Below are 19,085 nucleotides of genomic sequence, written 5' to 3' on the forward strand. Positions count from 1 at the left end.
TCCTCTTTCTTTTCTTACCAAATGATGCTTGTCCTATACGCCGGAAAAAAAGGACAAATCAACTATCAAGGAGACGATGCATAAACTAAGAAAGGCTGAAAGAGAACACTTGATGAAAAACGGATGGGAGCTGATGATGATGTGTGGAATAACAGGCTGGGCAGACTTTAAAAAGCAGCTCATCCAACAGGATCATGTAATCAATCAAATGACAGAGACATTATCTAAAAGAGGGCCAGATGATACAAATACGTGGAAAAGTGAGCATGTGCTTTTCGGGCATAAAAGGTTAGCGGTTGTAGATGTAGAAGGCGGAAAGCAGCCGATGACATATACACATCAAAACCATGATTATACGGTTGTATACAATGGAGAGCTCTATAACACGGAGGATATAAGAAGAGAATTATTAAAAAAGGGGCACCGCTTTCTTGGGCATTCTGATACAGAGGTTCTTCTTCACGCTTACACAGAATGGAAGGAAGAGTGTGTCACCCATTTTAATGGTATTTTTGCATTTGTGATCTGGGATAGTGAGCGTGAATTATTATTTGCAGGGAGAGACCGGCTTGGTGTCAAGCCATTTTTCTATACAGAACGTCATCATTCCTTTTTATTTGGTTCAGAGATCAAAGCACTTCTTGCTCACCCTGATATGAAAGCAAAAGTCGATCATGAGGGGTTATCAGAGATCTTTGGCTTAGGACCGTCTAGAACACCAGGGCAAGGGGTATTTAAAGGTGTAAAAGAGCTGAGACCTGCACATGCTTTGACCTTTTCAAAAGATGGCCTGCGTGTGTGGAGGTACTGGAATGTCAAAAGCGAGCAGCATACAGACTCACTTGATGACACCGCTCAGCACGTCAAACATCTCTTTACAGATGCTGTCACAAGACAGCTCGTCTCTGATGTGCCTGTTTGTACATTTCTATCTGGTGGCGTTGATTCTAGTGCCATAACCGCCATTGCCGCCAAGCACTTTGAGAAAATAGGGAAAGCGCCGCTTCATACGTATTCCATTGACTACGAAGGAAATGATCAATTCTTTGAGGCAAGTCAATTCCAGCCGAATGCTGACGGCCCTTGGATTGATCAAATGACCAAAGCATTTCAAACGAATCACCACAGCTGTGTCATCGGCCAAAAGGAACTGGCTTCTTATTTGAAGGAAGCAGTTGAAGTTCGAGATTTACCGGGCATGGCAGATATTGATTCATCCTTACTTTGGTTCTGCCGAGAAATGAAAAAGGATTTCGTTGTCGGCCTTTCAGGTGAATGTGCTGATGAAATATTTGGAGGCTATCCGTGGTTTCATATGGCAAATGAAACGAATGGTTTTCCTTGGATGAGATCGACTGAAGCCCGCACGCAGCTTCTTCAAGACTCGTGGCAAAAGAAACTATCACTGAAGGAATATGCGCACAGCAAATATGAAGAAACCGTGGCAGAAACACCTCTTTTAGATGGAGAAACTGGAGTAGATAAAGCCCGGAGAGAACTTTTTTACTTAAATATGATCTGGTTCATGACAACGCTGCTAGATCGAAAAGATCGAATGAGTATGGGCGCGAGCCTTGAGGTGCGTGTGCCATTTGCAGATCATCGCCTTGTCGAATATGTTTGGAATATTCCTTGGGAAATGAAAATGCATGGAAATCGTGAAAAAGGGGTTTTGCGAAAAGCATTAGAGGGAATTTTACCGAATGAAGTGCTTTATCGCAAGAAGAGTCCTTACCCGAAAACGCATCATCCAGCCTATACCCAGGCTGTGAAAGAGATGTTAACAGATTGCCTTGCGCAAAAAGATTCTGTGCTTCATGAATTTTTAGATCCACACCAATTGAAACAGCTGATTGAAACCGAAGGGGCTTCCTTTCAAGTGCCTTGGTATGGCCAGCTCATGAAAGGTCCGCAGCTAATCGCCCATCTGGCGCAGATTCATCATTGGTTTGAAACATATCGAATTGATATAGACGCGTAATAAAGGGTCGGCTTTCTTGCACTTGTTGAAAGGAAGCCGGCTTTTTTGATACATAGCAAGAGACTTTTAGAGCACATCGAAAGTTGATCTAACCTTTCTAATTTGTATAATTAACTTAAAGTGAATTAATTTGGAGGAAAAAGGATAATGAAAATCATTGTGATCGGAGCAGGACCAGGGGGACTTGCGGCAGCGATGATGCTGCAAAGCAAAGGACATGACGTTCATGTATACGAAAAACAGCCCTTTGTTGGCGGACGTAACTCTAAGTTTCAACTTGGTGATTTCACGTTTGATACAGGTCCTACCTTTCTCAGCATGATTCATATTGCAGAGGAGCTGTTCACCTTTGCTGGCAAAAATCTTTATGACTATATCGATGTCATTGAATTAAAAGAAATGTATAGACTAATCTTTCAAGACGAGCAGCTTGATATGATTCGAGATCGAGACGAGATGTACAAACGGTTAGAAGCCTTTGCACGTGGTGAGGGCGAAGGGTATGTACGCTTTATGAACGATACAAAGCGCAAAATGGACCGCCTTACGCCAATTTTACAAAGTAAAATGGACCGTTTTCATCACTATTTGCGTCCGAAGGTGATAAGAGCACTTCCACAGCTCTCGTTAAATAAGAGTTTATATGATGTGCTCTCAGACTATTTCTCGAATGAATCGGTGAAATACGCATTTACGTTTCAATCAAAGTATTTAGGAATGTCACCTTGGGAATGCCCTGGAGCGTTCTCGATCCTTTCGTTTATGGAGCATGATACAGGCGTTTTCCATCCGAAAGGCGGCGTGAATCAGCTGTCAGAAGCGATGGCAAAGGCGGCAATTGAATCTGGAGCAGCCATTCATCTGTCATCTGGCGTCGAAAAGCTGCTCACTGAAGGCAGGAAAGTAAAGGGCATTCGCTTAGAATCTGGGGAAGAAGTACAGGCAGATGAGGTTGTCGTAAATGGAGACTTTGCACATGTGATGACAAAGCTGGTAGAGCCAGGTCTCTTAAAGAAATATAGTGAGAAAAAATTGAAAAAGAAAAAATTCTCATGCTCCACCTTTATGCTTTATTTAGGATTAGATACAATTTATGATGAGCCGCATCATACCATTGTTTTTTCCGATGATTACGCTAAATTCGTCAAAGGAATTACGAAAACGTATGAGCTGCCAGATGACCCGTCCATTTATATTCAAAATGCAAGTATAACAGATGACTCGCTTGCGCCAAAAGGAAAGTCAGCTCTTTATGTGCTGGCACCCGTTGCCAATAATCAAAGCGGTATTGACTGGGAAGCGCATCAAGATGAATTCAGAGAACTTGTGCTGGACACACTGGAGCGGAAAACCGGCTTTAACAATATTAGACAGCATATAGAAGTCGAGCGGATGATCACCCCGAAGCATTGGGAGGAAGACCTTTACGTATATGAAGGAGCTACATTTAACCTTGGCCATCAACTTACGCAAATGATGGTGCTAAGGCCGCACAATGAATTTGACGAATTGAAGCACTGCTGGCTCGTTGGAGGAGGAACGCACCCAGGAAGCGGATTGCCGACCATTTTAGAATCAGCACGCATCACGACAAATGCGATTCTTTCAAAAGAGAAACATACGCACAAAACGATACCTCATCACGAAAAGGGGAGCGCCTCATGAAGAAACATATATTGATTGCAGGTGGCGGTATTGGCGGAATGATCTCAGCGCTCTATTTAAAAAAAGCTGGACATGATGTCACCCTTGTCGAAAAAAATGAACGGCTTGGCGGGAGACTTGCTTTTGTACGTGAGAAAGGATATAAAGTAGATGAAGGTCCGACCATTGTCCTACTTCCTGATATGTTAAAAGGCATTTTACATGAGGTAGGAATTGACGAAACATCTCTTGATCTCTTGCAGCTTGATCCGCTGTACACGATCCAATATCAGGATGGAACATCCTACACGAAGTACTCTGATTCACTGCGCCAGTTAGATGAAATCAGACGTGTATTTCCAAAGGAAGATCAAGGGTTTCTGAAATTTATGGAAGACATGACGAATCGGTTTCAAGAAGGGCAGCAAGCTTTTCTAGAAAAATCGTTTCATGAAAAACGTACATTTTTTACAAAAGCAAATATAAAGATTTTAATGAAATTAAAAGCGTACCGTACGGTTCAAAGCGCTCTAAAAAAATATTTCTCAGATGAACGCCTGCGAGATGCATACGCACTTCAAACCCTCTATGTCGGAGGAAATCCGTATGAAGCATCTGCTATTTATTCGCTTGTTTCATATAGTGAGCACGCCCACGGAATCTACTATTTAAAAGGCGGATATGCCAGTTTAGTAGATATATTGGAGAGACAACTCATAGTGAAGGGTGTGCATGTAAGACGAAATGAAGAAATAGCGCAATTGGAGTTTGAGGGGAAACAGGCGGTCAAGGCAAAAGTAAATGATGAAAACATAGCAGCTGATGCCTTTGTAATCAACGGGGATTATCCAGCGGCGTTAAAACAGCTTGGGTTAGATGAGCAAGACCGGCGTAAATACGTTCCATCCTCTGGCTGCGTGATGGTGTATCTCGGTTTAAATAAGGTGTACCATGAAGCACCTGTTCATCAATTTTTTATGGGAGAACACTTTGATCAGCATATGAAAGAGGTCTTTCAAACGAAAACAGTCCCTCAAGACCCGTCATTTTATACATTTAATCCATCCATCATTGATCCATCTCTTGCCCCAGCAGGCTGCAGCGTTTTGTATATGCTCATTCCTGTTCCTTCAGGAGATCACATCAACTGGGAAGAGGAGACAGACTTTGTGGAAAACATGCTGAAACGTCTTGAGAAAAGAGGCTTTCCGCAATTGCGAGAGTCGATTGTATGGAAAAAGGTAAGAACACCAAATGATTCAATGCGAGAAGGATTGTTTGAGGGAGGCAGCTTTGGACTTGCGCCTAATTTGTTTCAATCAGGCGTCTTTCGCCCGCAAGTGAAGGTGGCAGAGACAGACAATCTTTATGCGGTAGGTGCCTCCATCCATCCTGGCGGCGGGGTACCGATCGTCATGCAAAGTGCGAAGCTCATGGCTTCTGTGCTACTAAAAGATTTGAACGACAGAAAGGAAGTGAAGCTAAGTGGTTGATGTGCAAACAGCATTGAAAGTATGTGAGGAGACCATTCAAACCCATTCAAAAACGTTTTATCGCGCCTTTTCTATGCTGCCTAAAAAGAAAAGACAGGCAGTTTGGGCTGTTTATTCCTTTTGCCGGAAAGCGGATGACATTGTAGATGAGTCTCCTTCACCAAAAGAGGAGTTAACATCCTTTCGGGAGGCGTTTGATCGATTCTTACATGGTGAGGTAGACCGGAATGATCCGATGTGGGTGGCGCTAGAGCATACATTTCAAGAATTTCGTATGGATGAAGCCCCGTTCCGTGACCTGCTCCAAGGACAGGAGATGGATTTAGAGCAGCATAGATATGAAACGTTAGATGAACTGCTCATCTATTCCTATCATGTAGCGAGTACAGTTGGACTCATGCTGCTTCCGATTATTGCGCCGCGTAAAAAGGAACAACTAAAAGAAGCAGCCATTTCGTTAGGGATTGGCATGCAGCTCACCAACATCCTTCGTGATATTGGTGAGGATGCAGCTGAAAGAAATCGCATTTATTTGCCTAAGCAAGTGATGGATCAATTTGGGTATACAGAGCAAGAATTGCAAGAAGGTGTGATCAATCAAGCATTCAAGCACGTATGGGAGTACATTGCTTTTGAGGCAGAGGCGTATTACGAGGAATTTTTTGACCATCTTCATGAATTTCCGCTTTATTCACGTATGCCGGTGAAAGCAGCTGCTCACTTTTATAAGGCCATTTTAGATAAAACTAGAGAAAATGAATACCGCGTCTTTACGCAGCGATCATTTCTTTCAAATCAGGAAAAAGCACTTATTTTAGAAGATATTACGTAATGGAAAAAGGACTGCACCCGCAGTCCTTTTAGCGTGTAGACAAAGACAAACCCCCGCATTCTGTGTCAGGTGTGCGCTCCGGTGCTCACGCATGTCAAAATTGCTCCGCTCCGTTACTTGTTAAAGGTTTTCTATCACGCTGAAAAGAAGACAAAGAGCTAAAATAAAGATCATTTTAGCTCTTTGTCAACAATCTGAATGGACTGCACCCACAGTCCTTTTTATGTGGAAGAAAAACGATACTCCGTCCATACCTTTGAACGCCACCGCCTATACATGAAGATGCCTCTTACCCATTCATCCACGATAAAAGAAATCCAAACCCCAATCAGGCCCATCTCAAGCTGAATGCCTAATATATAAGCGATCGGAAGCCCGATCCCCCACATTGAAATCATCGCCATATACACAGGAAACTTCGCGTCACCAGCAGCCCGCAAGGAGTTAATGATGACCATATTAAAAGAACGTCCAGGTTCTAAAATGATCGTCAATAGGAGGAGTAGGCCGGCGATTTGAATGATCTCGCTGTTGCTAGTGAAAAAAGCAAGCAAATGCGTCGATGATAAAGATAAAGCAATGGAAGAAAGAAGGGAGACGGCAATGGCCCAGTATAAACTTTTCATGCACCTGCGATAGGCAGCATCGAATTCTTTCGCCCCAATATGGCGTCCGATTAAAATTTGAGTCCCTTGGCTAATGGCTGCACCAAACAACATAATGAACATCATCAAGTTCTGAGTATATACTTTTGCTGCTAGTGCCTGCGTTCCCATAAATGTAATAAACAGCGTAATGACCATCTGAGAACCGTTATAAGAGAGCTGCTCGCCAGCAGAAGGAATCCCGATTTTTAGCAGCTTTTTTAAATGCGTCCGCTGGATATGAAACATGTTCTTCAGTGAAAACCGTAACCCAATTCGGCGGCGAACAATCAGGATCATCGCTATTAATCCGATGAACCGAGCAAGTGAGGTTGAAAGGGCAACACCCATTACACCTAACACTGGGAAGCCAAACGGACCGAAAATGACGAAATAATTACCGGCAACGTTTAACAAGTTCATTCCGATGGTGACATACATCGTGTCTCTTGTATATCCATAGCTTTTTAAAATAGCACTATAGGTCATAATGAGCGCTTGAATAAAAGAAAGCAGGCCGACAATTTGTAAAAAGACCGTTGCATCTGGCATCAGCTCACTTGATAACCCCACCATGTGTAAGATTGGAACAGCTAACACAAACATGAGGAGACTAATGACAAAGCTAATCAGGAAGTTGGTTCCTAGTGAAACATAGGCGACTTGAGCCGCTTCCTGCTCGCGGCTCGCTCCTAAAAGCTGAGCAATTACAATCGTCGTACCTGTTGTAATGAAGCTGAACATGACAATCAATAAATTTAGCAGCTGGTTGCTTACACCTACTGCGGCAACGCTGTTATCAGAGTATTGGCTCAGCATGAGTGTATCCGCACTTCCCATGAGCATATATAAAGAGATTTCGATAAAAATAGGCCAAGTTAACGCAAATAATGAAGGGTGGGATCTTTCACTTTTGGCTTGAATCTTTTGAAATGACAGTGCTTGAGGTTTCATCACATAGCCCCCTTTCGTATAAATCCGATTTATAGTGTACCTTGCTTCGACTATAATAAGAAGAGATGAAACCGAAACTTATTGGAGAAATCCGACTTCATAAGGGGATGAATATGGATCTATTTATTACATTTACTGTACCGCCGTTTCCGGTTTATATTGCTTCAGGCAAAGGCATATTTCATCAAGGAGAAAGACATATCTCTAGAATCTTCACTGTATTTGATCTTCTCTATGTCACAAAAGGTAAACTATGGATAACAGAGGATGAGGCGGCTCATCACGTAAAAGAAGGAGAATATATCATTCTATCACCCGGCCTGTCTCACGGTGGACATCTGCCATGCGAAGAAGAAACCCATTATGAGTGGCTGCATTTCTCAATTGATCCATTTGAGTTTACGAACCGGCCGAGAGAACACTGGTTTGATATGAAACAAAATCAAGCCACCTTTGAAAAACCCGCAAAATATGAATTTAGCCTGCCACGTCAAGGAAAAGTGAAAGGAAGAAGCGTGTTAGAGAAGCACCTTTCAGCTATGAGGGCGTTGAATGATGACGCGTCTGAACTTCCGTTAAAAAAACAGCTTCAATTTGAGGAGCTGCTCATTCATTTACAAAAAGAAGCATTTCATATTCCAAGTGCAAAGGAGACCGTCGCATCAGAAGTGGTTCACTATCTCGAGCGCCATTTTATGAAAAAATTACAAATGAAGCAGCTGGCAGAGAAGCTTCATTATCATCCTGATTACATCACACGATGCATGCAGACGGTATATGGACTGACTCCTAACCAGTACATCAATCGTCTCAAAATCGAAAAAGCCAAAAGCCTGCTTGCCTCAACGAATGAAAAAATAGCGGCCATTGCAGAACGTGTAGGTATTGACGACCCTACTTATTTTTCTAAGCTGTTTCGGCAAAATGAAGGCATGCCGCCTATCCAATACCGTCATCTAGCAAGAAGAACGACAAAGTAAAGGAACGTGAAATGATGAAAGGGAGAAAAGAGGAGTTTGTGAGCATACGCCCATTAGACGAAACTGATTTAGAGGTGGTGTGGCATTTGAAATTTAAAGCACCAGACCAGTCCTATCGAAAGTGGAATGCACCTTATTTTCATGAACACGAGATCCCGCTTGCTGCATTTAAGAAACGATACGTACAGGATGACGCCATTCCGCCAAAGCTATATGGCATTGTCATAGGTGGCGAAATGAAGGGCACCGTTTCTTATTATTGGGAGAATGAACGAACACGCTGGCTTGAATGCGGGATTCTTATTTATGACTCACGCTTTTGGAATGGAGGAGTTGGAACAAAGGCGTTAAGTCTATGGATAGATGAGCTATTTTCATACATTAATATCCCGCGAATCGGTCTCACCACCTGGTCTGGTAATGAACGCATGATGCGGTGCGCGGAGAAATGCGGGTTTACCCTTGAGGGAAGACTGCGAAAGGTCCGTTACTACCAAGGAGAGTATTATGATTCTATGCGTTACGGGATGCTGAGAGAGGAATGGCAAAGCCTCCCGCGCCATACCACTGAATAATTATTTTTATTTTTAGGACAAAAGTAGCGTATAATTGAATAAACTAAAAAAGAAGGGTGGCGAATGAGTTGCGCTGGATGACCGGATGGTTTGTGTCGATTATAGTGGCCATTTATCTATTTGTAGATGCGCCTAAACATGGGAAGAATAAATGGCTTTGGGCCATTTTAGGCCTTTTATTCGGGCTCTTTACACTTGGAGTATACCTCATCAAAACAGAAAGAAAAGGATTGGGCTGGACGGTTCTGATCGTGTCCATTATCATCTATTCTATTTTCATTCTAGTCTATGTCTTTTACTTCTTATTGCTGATCATTGGATACTCAAATGCATAATAGAGAGCACGCGTGTACATAAGGGGGTGTTTGAATCTTGAGAATTACGGGTTTATTCGTATCACTTGCTGTTGCCATTTATTTATGGTTTGATGCGCCAAAGCATGGCAAAGACAAATGGCTGTGGGCCATTTTAGGCGTGCTATTTAGTACAATCGTTCTTGGTATTTACTTGATCAAGACAGAAAGGAAGGGACTCGGCTGGACGATTCTCATTTTAACCATCTTGTTTTACCTCATGCTGCTGATCTCTGTTTTGATCGGTATGATTCTTTTTTATCAGAGTCCTTCATGAAGAAGGGCTTTTTTCTTTTACCTTTTGAGCAGGCACACCTGCAATGATCATCTGCTCTTCATGAAAGGAACGATTCACCACTGCATTTGCTCCAATTGAAATATGATTCGCAATATAGATGTTTCCAAACAGCTTAGCACCAGGGCCAATCCATACATGATCTCCGATGGTTGGGACATCATTTTCATGATGGTTTTGACCGATATTCACCCCTTGATGAATATCACAAAATGCCCCGATTTTTGCATGCTTGTTCACAATCAAAAGACCAGTATGATTGATTCTGAGCCCAGGGCCAAAGACGCCAATCGGAATATCAAAGCCAAGCTGCATGCCTTTCTTTTTATGTAAATAGCGGTAAAACCATTTGCGTAATGTGGCTCCGCTATTTGTATAGTATTCATATTTTCGTAAATACCTCTGATATTTCCATATATCATCCCCAAACCACTTTGGTCTTCTGTGCGTGATGGCTAATGCTTTCTTATCCTGTGACAAGTAGTGGTGAAGATCATGCTTCGTTACAATCATCAGATCTCCCTCGATTCCCTTTCGTTTCAGAGAAATTATACCATTAAAACCATTTATATCAATAAAAAATTGTGTTATTGCTTTTTTTCTACATTCATTTCATCCAGCTTTCTGTATAAAATAAGCACTCAGTGACGAGTAGAACAAAAGAACCAGGAAGAATGATTTGTCATTTTTTTCAACATTTTCACGATCAAGCGTTCATCTCCTTACGGCAGTAGATGTTTGTAAAAGATACACGAAAATACCCGTAAAAAAGAAAATATTGCATTCATATGATTTTCGAATCATCTTTTTGAATACAATTGACTTTCATATCGCATATCCTCTAGTCTAGTAAATGAAAATGATAATCTTTATCAATTGGAGGAGTGTTTTATTATGTCCATCAAAACCGTTTCTAAAAATCAGCAGTTTTTAGAGCAGCAAAATCAAAGAGAATCTAATGCAAGGTCTTATCCGAGACGGTTCCCATTAGCCATGCAAAAAGCCGAAGGTATGATCGTGACAGATGCGGATGGCAGAGAGTTTTATGACTGCCTGGCAGGCGCAGGAACACTTGCACTTGGTCACAATCATCCTGTTGTTATAGAAGCTATTGAACGTATGCTTCATGAAAAAAGACCATTGCATACGTTGGACATAACCTCAGAAATTAAAGAAGAATTTGTGAATGAGATTTTTTCTCACTTGCCAGAGGAGTTTGCAAAAAGAGCGAAAATCCAATTTTGTGGACCTACTGGTGGTGATGCGATAGAAGCAGCCATTAAATTAGTCAAGACAGCGACAGGAAATCGTTCGATTCTCTCCTTCCACGGGGCTTATCATGGTGCGACACATGGCACGATGTCATTAAGCGGCAACTTATCTCCAAAGGAAAGAGTGCAAGGTTTAATGCCAGATGTTCATTTCCTGCCTTATCCATATGAATACCGCTGCCCATTTGGGATTGGTGGTAAAGATTCGCACCGCATTTCCAGCTCTTATATTGAGCGTGTATTAAATGACCCTGAAAGCGGCATTCTTCCGCCTGCAGGTATGATCTTTGAAGCCGTGCAAGGCGAGGGCGGCTCAATACCAGCATCCATTGAATGGATGAAAGAAATGAGACGAATCACAAAAGAAAAAAGAATTCCGCTCATTATCGATGAGGTTCAATCAGGCATTGGCAGAACAGGGAAGATGTTTGCCTTTGAACATGCAGGAATAGTGCCAGATGTCATTGTATTATCAAAAGCAATTGGTGGAAGTCTGCCGCTTTCAGTTGTGATTTATGATAAAGACTTGGATCAATGGAATCCAGGAGCACATATTGGCACATTTAGAGGAAATCAAATGGCGATGGCTGCTGGAACCGCTACGCTTAAATTTATAAAAGAATCCAATCTGCTTGATCATGTAGACCAATTAGGTGATCGTATGCAGGCTCATCTAAAAGACATCCAAAAACAAGTGCCTGCACTCGGTGATGTACGTGGAAGAGGTTTAATGATTGGCGTTGAAGTCGTCAATCCAAATGAGAAACAGGATGTGGACGGAAGCTATCCAGCGAATCCAGAGCTAGCCAGTATCATTCAAAAGAATTGCTTCGATAAAGGCTTAATTGTGGAGACAGGAGGCCGTTTCGGAAGTGTAATTCGATTCTTACCACCATTGATCATGACAGAAGAACAGCTTGAAAAAGTCATCGCTATTTTTAAAGAGGCAGTTTACGATGCAATCAACTAAGCCTTCTGTTGATTCATTATTTATTAATCAAAGCCAGCTTGGGAGAGAGTCCTTCCAAGCGGCTCTCCATACATCCATCGACAGCTTACTGGCCCAGTGGCAAAAAGACACAGGACCGTACAGCGGAATATTGCCTGGGAAATTAGCGGCTAGTGTCGAATCGTTATTTCAATTTCAACCGTCTGGTGAATCAATTGATTCTGTCTTTCGAGATATAAAAGAACACCTTTTGCCTCATTTGGTTGATGTGTCACATCCTAAATGCTTGGCACATCTTCATTGCCCGCCCCTCATTCCTGCACTTGCAGCAGAGGTGATGGTAAGTTCCTTTAACCAATCGATGGATTCCTTTGACCAAAGCGGCATTGCTTCTTTGGTGGAGGAGGAAATCCTAAAGTGGCTGTGTGCGAAGTTTTCTTATGGAGATCTAGCAGATGGGACATTTACGAGCGGCGGAACCCAATCTAACTATATGGGACTGCTGCTTGCGAGAGATGCATTTTGCGAAAACACATGGCAATGGAATGTTCAGCAGAAAGGTTTACCGAGCGAAGCTCACCGTATGCGGATTCTCTGCTCTAAGAATGCTCATTTCACTGTGAAAAAATCAGCATCCCAGCTAGGTTTAGGGGAACAGGCAGTCGTACTGGTAGAGACCGATGAGCATCACCGAATGGACCTCAATGATTTGAAGCAGAAGCTGGTTGAGTTAAAGGAGCGTGATCTGCTGCCATTTGCGGTAGTGGCGACTTGCGGGACAACTGATTTTGGCAGTATTGATCCGGTTCGAGATGTGTATGACATCGTCAAGCCATACGGCCTGTGGATTCATGCAGATGCTGCATATGGCGGAGCACTTGTGTTAAGCGAAACCTACCGAAGTAAATTAGACGGTATTGAGCTTGCTGATTCGATCACGATCGACTTTCATAAACAATTTTATCAGCCGATCTCCTGCGGGGCATTTTTGCTAAAGGATAAAAGACATTTTGGTTTGATTGATTATCATGCAGATTATCTCAATCCAAAGGAAGATGAGCTGGAAGGAATTCTACATCTCGTGAATAAATCTGTCCAAACAACGCGCCGATTTGACGCACTGAAATTACTTCTCTCACTTCGTCTTATTGGAGAAGAAGGGTTTGGCGACATCATAGACCATACGATCCTTTTTGCGAAGGATGTGGCTGCGCTCATTGAAACAAATGCTCACCTTGAGGTGATCAATCCTGAGCCAGAGATCAATGCGGTTGTGTTTCGATTTATAGATGATCATCGAGAGGATGACATCAATAAGATCATTCACCGGACATTATTCCAAACAGGTACTGCTGTCGTTGCAAAAACAGTGGTTGATGGTCAAACATGCTTGAAATTCACTTTGTTAAATCCGAGAACGACAATCACACATATTGAGGAAATCCTTTCTGACATCATTGATATCGGGATCGCTCATATTCAATCCGGGAGGGTACTACGTTGAGTCAATATAAACAAATGGCTGAAAATGCAACCATGCAAAGCTTTTTAAACTGTTTTTTACGTGAAACAGGAATCGATCGATCTGCAAAAAAAGAGACCAAAGTAGATGGCTCACTTGTATTCGTGGCAAAACTAGCAAAGCAAGATCTTGAGCTTGTGATTCCGATCCGATATTTTTCACCTGTAGGCCGTCATCTATTTGATTTTCCGATTCGCTTTCGCCCGCAAGGTAGTGAACAAGAAGGCACGATTGTCGATTACACAACACTTGTTGCTTTATGTTCTAAGGAGCTTCTCATTGAATATGGCCGGACAGATGCAGAGGATGAATTCATGCTTCGCATCATTTTAAGCTGCCGGAATATTGAACGATTCTTAAAAGAGAGAGAAAGTGATCGAACGGCTCTTTCTCAAGCTGATTTTGAGTATATTGAGGCGGAGCAGTCACTTCTCCTTGGACATTTAACGCATCCTACACCAAAGAGCAGACAGGGAATGACAGAAGAGGAGGAAGCGGTTTATTCTCCTGAGCTGAAAGGGTCTTTCCAGCTTCATTACTTTAAAGCGCACCATTCTATCGTGCTTCAGGATTCTTCTATTTCACAGTCTGCCGCAAACCTCATGCTAGAGGAGCTCTCACGCCAGGTGCCAGAAGAAAAAGAGAGACTGCATACATTAACAGAAGACGGAGAATATGTCCTCATTCCGATCCACCCGCTACAAGTCAAAGTGGTCATGGAGAAAGCGTTCGTAAAGCGTTATGTGGATGGAGGGAAACTGACTTATTTAGGGCCGCTAGGGTCTGAATACACAGCGACCTCTTCGTTTAGAACCGTTTATCAAAAGGACTCTGCTTACATGCTCAAATTCTCTGTTCCTGTGAAAATTACGAACTCCTTACGTGTGAACAAACAAAAGGAACTTGATCGCGGAGTTGAGATGTCTCGCATTTTAAAAACTGAATTGGGCGTTTCTTTATATGACAAATTCTCTGGATTCCGGGTGATTGAAGATCCAGCGTATCTATCCATTCAAGGAGATGAGGCTGAATCTGGCTTTGAAGTGGTCATTCGTCAAAATCCATTTTTGCATCATGAAAAAGGGGCAAGCTTAATTGCTGGGCTATGCCAGGATCATGCGTATGGAGGAAAATCGCGATTAGCAGGGATCATTCATGAACTTGCAGACGCAGAAGGCCGGTCAACGGAGGCTGTCAGCCAAGATTGGTTTAGACAATATTTAACCATTTCGTTAGAGCCGATGCTCTGGCTGTTTGAAACGTATGGTCTTGCGCTGGAAGCACATCAGCAAAATGCTGTCGTACAGCTGAAGGCTGGTTATCCAGACACATTCTATTATCGTGATAACCAAGGCTACTATTATAGTGAATCGAAAAAGGATAAACTCGCAAATCTTGTCCAAAACTTGAGCGTCAGAAGTGAAACCATTTGTGCTGATGATGTTGCCGTTGAGAGACTGCGTTATTATTTCTTCTTTAATCATTTATTTGGTCTCATTAACGGCTTTGGCACAGAGGGGCTGGCAAAGGAAGAGGTTTTGCTGGCACTTGTTAGAGACACATTGCTCGCTCATGAAGAGAAATATGGTGCATCTGACCTGACAAACAGCCTTCTCCGCTCAAAGGAACTGCCTTCAAAAGCGAATTTGCTGACAAGGTTTGAAGATATGGATGAGCTGACGGGGTCTCTGGAAACACAGTCTCGATACACATCTGTATTGAATCCGCTCTTTTTACATAAGGAGGCGCTGATTGGATGAGGCATCGTATTAAGTTCATTCGCGCTGAATATGAAAGGGACGTCCGGCTTGTCCATAAGTGGATGCAAGAAGAGTACGTTCACCCATTTTGGCATTTGAATATTCCGTTTCCTGCTTTTGAAAAGCATTTTTATCAGGCGATTCATGATCCGCATCAGACCCTTTATTTAGGAACCATTGACGGGACGCCGATGAGTTATTTTGAGGCATACAACGTCAAAGGTGATGTGATTGAATCCTACTATCAGCCTTCTCCGCATGATCAAGGAATTCATCTGTTAATAGGGGAGCCAGATTATGTCGGAAAAGGATTTGCTGCGCCGCTGCTTCAGGCGATGACAGCATTTCAATTTGAGCAGAACAAAAGAACAGAAAAAATTGTTGCTGAACCGGATATTCGCAATGAAAAAATGATTCATGTATTTGAAAAATGCGGCTTTGAACGTGTAAAACCAGTTACTTTACCTGATAAAACAGGGCTTTTGATGTTTTGTGATCGAGATCGATTTGAAAGGAAGTATAACCATGACGTGGTTCAACAAGCAAAATAATGTAGTGGATGTAATTGGGATTGGCATTGGCCCATTTAACCTAGGGCTTGCCGCACTATCTGAAGAAGTAAATGAAATTGACGCTTTGTTTTTTGAAAGAAGTGAAGCCTTTCATTGGCATCCAGGTATGCTCATTGAAGGGACGACACTTCAAGTCCCATTTTTAGCGGACCTTGTCAGCATGGCAGATGTGAAAAGTAAATATAGCTTTCTCAACTATTTGCAGGAGCAAAACCGTTTGTATTCATTTTACTTCCTAGAGGACTTCCATATCCCGCGCAAGGAATACAGTCATTATTGCCGCTGGGTCGCTGACCAATTAGACTCTTGCCGGTTTGGTATGAATGTTGAATCTGTCTCATTGATCGAGAAGGCAGGAGAAAAGCGATATGAAGTGCATGTCCGTCATGTGAAAGATCAAACCGTAGAGGTGTTTGAAAGTAAGCACCTCGTCTTAGGAATTGGCACGCAGCCGGCGATACCAGCATCGCTCCAGCCAGCTTTAGGAGATAAGGTGTTTCATTCTGCTGACTATTTAAAACGCAAGAAAGAAGGCTGTTTCAAAGGAAAGTCTGTGACGGTCATCGGCTCTGGTCAAAGTGCGGCAGAAGTGTTTTATGACATTTTATCAGATGATGAGGCGAAGGATATTCACTGGTTCACACGGTCTAAAGGGTTTTTCCCAATGGAATATTCAAACCTTGGACTTGAGTATTTTTCTCCAGACTATATTGATTTCTTTTATGAGCTTCCGCAAACAAAAAAAGACGCGTTATTAAAGCAGCAAGACTTGCTGTATAAAGGCATCAGCTCTGCGATGATCCGTGATATTTATCACTTGCTTTATGAACGTTCTGCCTGCGGAGAACAGTTGAACACGGTGCTGCAAGCGATGACCGAGGTCAACTTGATTGAGGAAACAGCGGATGGCTTGTCGATTTCCTGCTCTCAATGGATAAAAGAGGAATCCTTTACTCATGAGACGGATATTGTCGTCTTGGCGACTGGCTACCAATCGGTATTGCCGCCGTTCATTGATCCGATTGCCCACCACATTGAGTGGGATGATCAAGGACGATTCCAAGTTGAACGTGAATATCGCCTGAAAACAAACACAATGGGTGAAAATGATATTTTTGTGCAAAATGCAGAGCTTCATACACATGGGGTCGGCGCACCAGATTTAGGGCTTGGGGCTTACCGAAACAGTGTGATTATCAATGAACTTGCCCGAAAAACCGTGTATCCACTATATCAAAAGCACGTCTTCCAGACATTTGGTACACACAAGAACGCAAACACATTTGAAGAAATCAAAGGTTAAGGAGGATGAAGCGATGAGTGTACAAGATGAATTGAAAAAAGCGGTGAATCCTGCTGCTTGGAAAAAGGCAAACCAGCGAATGGTGGCAAAAATGCTGTCTGAATACATGTATGAGGACATGCTTCATCCCGTTCAGCTAGATCGTAAGGATGGCATCGCTCAATATGAATTAATCATTCATGAACATAAGAAATATCGCTATCTCGCAAAACCTCGTTTGTTTGATAGTTATGATACGATCGCTGAATCGATCGAGTGCTGTCAAGACGGGAAATGGACAAAGGATGTCAGTGCCATTGTGTTTTTACTGGACATCCAGCCGATCATTCCAATGTCTTCTGACACAACAGGCCATCTGATCAAAGAGCTTCATCATACCCTGCTCGCAGATGTTCATTTGCTGTCGAAAAAAGCACTTCGTGCGGATGAACTGACAGATACAGATTACGCCTGGATCGAAGGAGAAATGACAGGGCATCCTTGGATTGTGTATAACAAAGGGCGCATTGGATTCAGTTACGATGATTACTTAGCCTATGCACCTGAAAGGCAAGAAAGTGTGCAGCTGTCTTGGATTGCTGTTCACAAAGAACTTGCGACATTCCATGCGGTTGAACATGAAAACTATGAACAAGTGATCGCAAAAGAATTAGATGAAGTGACCATTCGTCAGTTTCACCGCGTCTTAAAGGATGAAGGGCTGAATGCGGCTGATTATTATATGATGCCTGTTCATAAGTGGCAGTGGACTCATATGATTATTCAGCATTTCCCAGAAGATTTGGCCATGCGCCGCATTGTGTATGTAGGAGAGGGGCTTGATCAATATATTCCGCAGCAGTCGATCAGAACCTTTACGAACATTTCAAATAAAGGTAAGCATCATATTAAACTGCCAATGAGTATTTTAAATACACTTGTGTACCGAGGACTTCCGTCAGAACGTACAGTCATCGCCCCTCGTATTACAGCGCATATTAAAGGGATTGCTGATCAAGACTCATTTTTATCTGACGTATGCCGCGTGATTTTACCAGGTGAGAATGCAAGTATCAATGTCGATCATCCATACTACAGCAAATTGTCTGGTGCGCCGTATCAATATCTTGAAATGCTCGGTGTGATTTTTAGAGAAAGCATTTATACGTACTTAGATGAAGGGGAGTGCCCTGTTACACTTGCGGCACTCACTTATGAGGATCATGAAGGAGAGCCGTATATTAAACAGCTCATTGAAAAATCAGGTCTCTCAGCAAAAGAATGGATGGCGAAATTTTTCCATGTCGTGATGCCGCCGCTGCTGCATTTTATGTATCAATACGGTACAGTCTTTTCACCGCACGGGCAAAATACGATTCTTGTGTTAAAAGATCATCGGCCGCATCGTTTGGCGATCAAAGATTTCGTTGACGATGTGAACATTAGTGATCAGCCGCTGCCTGAATTAGCTTCACTAGAAGAAGAGTTAAAAGAAGTGCTGCGCAGTGAGCCGCCGGAAGGTCTAGTACAATTTATCTTTACAGGATTGTTTATTTGTAACCTGCGTTACGTATCAAACGTGTTAGACAATCATCAGCTGTTAGATGAAACCACTCTTTGGCGCTTGCTTGCAGAAGAAATTCAGCATTATCAAGAGCAATTCCCGCAGCTAAAGGACCGTTTTGAATTATTTGATCTATTCCAGCCTCAGTTGACAAAGCTTTGCTTAAACCGTAATCGAATGATTGATTATGGCTATGGAGATGGAGACGACCGGCCGCATGCGTCAGAGCATGGGAAGGTCACAAATGCACTCGCTCATGTTCTTTCATCCGTTGGCGAGAAGTAAAAAAGAAAAGCTGTAGACAAACCCTCGCATTCGGTGTCAGTCCTGCGTGCCGGTGCTCACGAATGTCAAATTCGCTCTACTCCTGTACTCGTCCTTCCTAGACTGCAAAGGTTTTCTATCACGCTGAAA

General features: G+C 42.6%; 16 protein-coding genes. 14 read left to right on the forward strand and 2 right to left on the reverse strand.

The genetic code is table 11. The features are described 5' to 3' along the window. The first annotated feature begins 139 nt into the window (after positions 1-139). From asnB to ACYH0L_RS05300, 4 genes are all read left to right on the forward strand, one after another. Positions 140-1,981: an asparagine synthase (glutamine-hydrolyzing) gene (gene asnB / locus ACYH0L_RS05285; RefSeq protein WP_327925104.1), complete on the forward strand. Its 1,842-nt coding sequence runs from the start codon at positions 140-142 to the stop codon at positions 1,979-1,981. A gap of 147 nt (positions 1,982-2,128) precedes the next feature. Then, positions 2,129-3,646 carry a phytoene desaturase family protein gene (locus tag ACYH0L_RS05290; protein WP_327925070.1) on the forward strand — a complete coding sequence of 506 codons (1,518 nt, stop codon included), beginning with the start codon at positions 2,129-2,131 and terminating at the stop codon, positions 3,644-3,646. Then, positions 3,643-5,118 (forward strand): phytoene desaturase family protein, encoded by a 1,476-nt coding sequence (locus ACYH0L_RS05295; protein ID WP_327925068.1) that lies wholly within the window; start codon positions 3,643-3,645, stop codon positions 5,116-5,118. The genes ACYH0L_RS05290 and ACYH0L_RS05295 overlap by 4 nt, the downstream gene beginning before the upstream one ends. After that, the gene (locus tag ACYH0L_RS05300; RefSeq protein ID WP_099728154.1) at positions 5,111-5,950 is read left to right on the forward strand and encodes a phytoene/squalene synthase family protein; all 840 of its coding nucleotides are present in this window, start codon (positions 5,111-5,113) and stop codon (positions 5,948-5,950) included. Before ACYH0L_RS05295 ends, ACYH0L_RS05300 begins: the two co-directional genes overlap by 8 nt. 221 nt (positions 5,951-6,171) lie before the next feature. Here the strand turns inward: ACYH0L_RS05300 and ACYH0L_RS05305 are convergent, their stop codons facing one another. Beyond that, positions 6,172-7,548, reverse strand: coding sequence for an MATE family efflux transporter (locus ACYH0L_RS05305; RefSeq protein ID WP_099728155.1), 1,377 nt, complete (start codon positions 7,546-7,548; stop codon positions 6,172-6,174). Between the two features lie 113 nt (positions 7,549-7,661). Here ACYH0L_RS05305 and ACYH0L_RS05310 point away from each other — a divergent pair, with 113 nt between their 5' ends. From ACYH0L_RS05310 to ACYH0L_RS05325, 4 genes are all read left to right on the forward strand, one after another. Further along, positions 7,662-8,528, forward strand: a complete 867-nt coding sequence (locus ACYH0L_RS05310; RefSeq protein ID WP_256499657.1) for an AraC family transcriptional regulator — start codon at positions 7,662-7,664, stop codon at positions 8,526-8,528. Positions 8,529-8,542: 14 nt separating this feature from the next. Next, a complete protein-coding gene (locus ACYH0L_RS05315; RefSeq protein ID WP_230030932.1) occupies positions 8,543-9,103 on the forward strand; it encodes a GNAT family N-acetyltransferase in 561 nt (186 codons plus the stop codon). A gap of 77 nt (positions 9,104-9,180) precedes the next feature. Further along, positions 9,181-9,438: a hypothetical protein gene (locus ACYH0L_RS05320; protein WP_099728170.1), complete on the forward strand. Its 258-nt coding sequence runs from the start codon at positions 9,181-9,183 to the stop codon at positions 9,436-9,438. Between the two features lie 37 nt (positions 9,439-9,475). Continuing rightward, on the forward strand, positions 9,476-9,733 hold the full coding sequence (locus tag ACYH0L_RS05325) for a hypothetical protein (RefSeq protein WP_099728158.1): 258 nt from the start codon (positions 9,476-9,478) through the stop codon (positions 9,731-9,733). Here ACYH0L_RS05325 and ACYH0L_RS05330 read toward each other — a convergent pair. After that, entirely contained in the window at positions 9,728-10,264 is a 537-nt protein-coding gene (locus ACYH0L_RS05330) for a serine O-acetyltransferase (protein WP_230030931.1), read from the reverse strand. The genes ACYH0L_RS05325 and ACYH0L_RS05330 overlap by 6 nt on opposite strands. A 381-nt stretch (positions 10,265-10,645) precedes the next feature. Between ACYH0L_RS05330 and ACYH0L_RS05335 the strand changes: the two genes are divergently transcribed. The 6 genes from ACYH0L_RS05335 to ACYH0L_RS05360 are packed head-to-tail and all read left to right on the forward strand — an operon-like array spanning position 10,646 to position 18,956. After that, a complete protein-coding gene (locus ACYH0L_RS05335) occupies positions 10,646-11,992 on the forward strand; it encodes an aspartate aminotransferase family protein (protein ID WP_230030930.1) in 1,347 nt (448 codons plus the stop codon). Further along, a complete protein-coding gene (locus ACYH0L_RS05340) occupies positions 11,979-13,475 on the forward strand; it encodes a pyridoxal phosphate-dependent decarboxylase family protein (RefSeq protein ID WP_230030929.1) in 1,497 nt (498 codons plus the stop codon). The genes ACYH0L_RS05335 and ACYH0L_RS05340 overlap by 14 nt, the downstream gene beginning before the upstream one ends. Continuing rightward, positions 13,472-15,253 carry an IucA/IucC family protein gene (locus tag ACYH0L_RS05345; protein WP_230030928.1) on the forward strand — a complete coding sequence of 594 codons (1,782 nt, stop codon included), beginning with the start codon at positions 13,472-13,474 and terminating at the stop codon, positions 15,251-15,253. Before ACYH0L_RS05340 ends, ACYH0L_RS05345 begins: the two co-directional genes overlap by 4 nt. Further along, positions 15,250-15,804 carry a GNAT family N-acetyltransferase gene (locus ACYH0L_RS05350; protein ID WP_099728163.1) on the forward strand — a complete coding sequence of 185 codons (555 nt, stop codon included), beginning with the start codon at positions 15,250-15,252 and terminating at the stop codon, positions 15,802-15,804. The genes ACYH0L_RS05345 and ACYH0L_RS05350 overlap by 4 nt, the downstream gene beginning before the upstream one ends. Further along, positions 15,779-17,128, forward strand: coding sequence for a lysine N(6)-hydroxylase/L-ornithine N(5)-oxygenase family protein (locus ACYH0L_RS05355; RefSeq protein WP_230030927.1), 1,350 nt, complete (start codon positions 15,779-15,781; stop codon positions 17,126-17,128). The genes ACYH0L_RS05350 and ACYH0L_RS05355 overlap by 26 nt, the downstream gene beginning before the upstream one ends. Positions 17,129-17,141: 13 nt before the next feature. Then, a complete protein-coding gene (locus ACYH0L_RS05360) occupies positions 17,142-18,956 on the forward strand; it encodes an IucA/IucC family protein (protein WP_230030926.1) in 1,815 nt (604 codons plus the stop codon). Positions 18,957-19,085: the final 129 nt, after the last annotated feature.

It is taken from the genome of Bacillus sp. MC1252 (genome assembly GCF_056838025.1).

Bases quoted from the DNA above. Each gene is read 5' to 3' on its own strand.
- ACYH0L_RS05320 (WP_099728170.1), top strand. From the start codon at position 9,181: ATGACCGGATGGTTTGTGTCGATTATAGTGGCCATTTATCTATTTGTA.
- ACYH0L_RS05330 (WP_230030931.1), bottom strand. From the start codon at position 10,264: ATGATTGTAACGAAGCATGATCTTCACCACTACTTGTCACAGGATAAG.
- ACYH0L_RS05350 (WP_099728163.1), top strand. From the start codon at position 15,250: ATGAGGCATCGTATTAAGTTCATTCGCGCTGAATATGAAAGGGACGTC.
- ACYH0L_RS05290 (WP_327925070.1), top strand. From the start codon at position 2,129: ATGAAAATCATTGTGATCGGAGCAGGACCAGGGGGACTTGCGGCAGCG.
- ACYH0L_RS05305 (WP_099728155.1), bottom strand. From the start codon at position 7,548: ATGAAACCTCAAGCACTGTCATTTCAAAAGATTCAAGCCAAAAGTGAA.
- ACYH0L_RS05310 (WP_256499657.1), top strand. From the start codon at position 7,662: ATGGATCTATTTATTACATTTACTGTACCGCCGTTTCCGGTTTATATT.
- ACYH0L_RS05355 (WP_230030927.1), top strand. From the start codon at position 15,779: ATGACGTGGTTCAACAAGCAAAATAATGTAGTGGATGTAATTGGGATT.
- ACYH0L_RS05340 (WP_230030929.1), top strand. From the start codon at position 11,979: ATGCAATCAACTAAGCCTTCTGTTGATTCATTATTTATTAATCAAAGC.
- ACYH0L_RS05360 (WP_230030926.1), top strand. From the start codon at position 17,142: ATGAGTGTACAAGATGAATTGAAAAAAGCGGTGAATCCTGCTGCTTGG.
- asnB (WP_327925104.1), top strand. From the start codon at position 140: ATGTGTGGAATAACAGGCTGGGCAGACTTTAAAAAGCAGCTCATCCAA.
- ACYH0L_RS05295 (WP_327925068.1), top strand. From the start codon at position 3,643: ATGAAGAAACATATATTGATTGCAGGTGGCGGTATTGGCGGAATGATC.
- ACYH0L_RS05335 (WP_230030930.1), top strand. From the start codon at position 10,646: ATGTCCATCAAAACCGTTTCTAAAAATCAGCAGTTTTTAGAGCAGCAA.
- ACYH0L_RS05315 (WP_230030932.1), top strand. From the start codon at position 8,543: ATGAAAGGGAGAAAAGAGGAGTTTGTGAGCATACGCCCATTAGACGAA.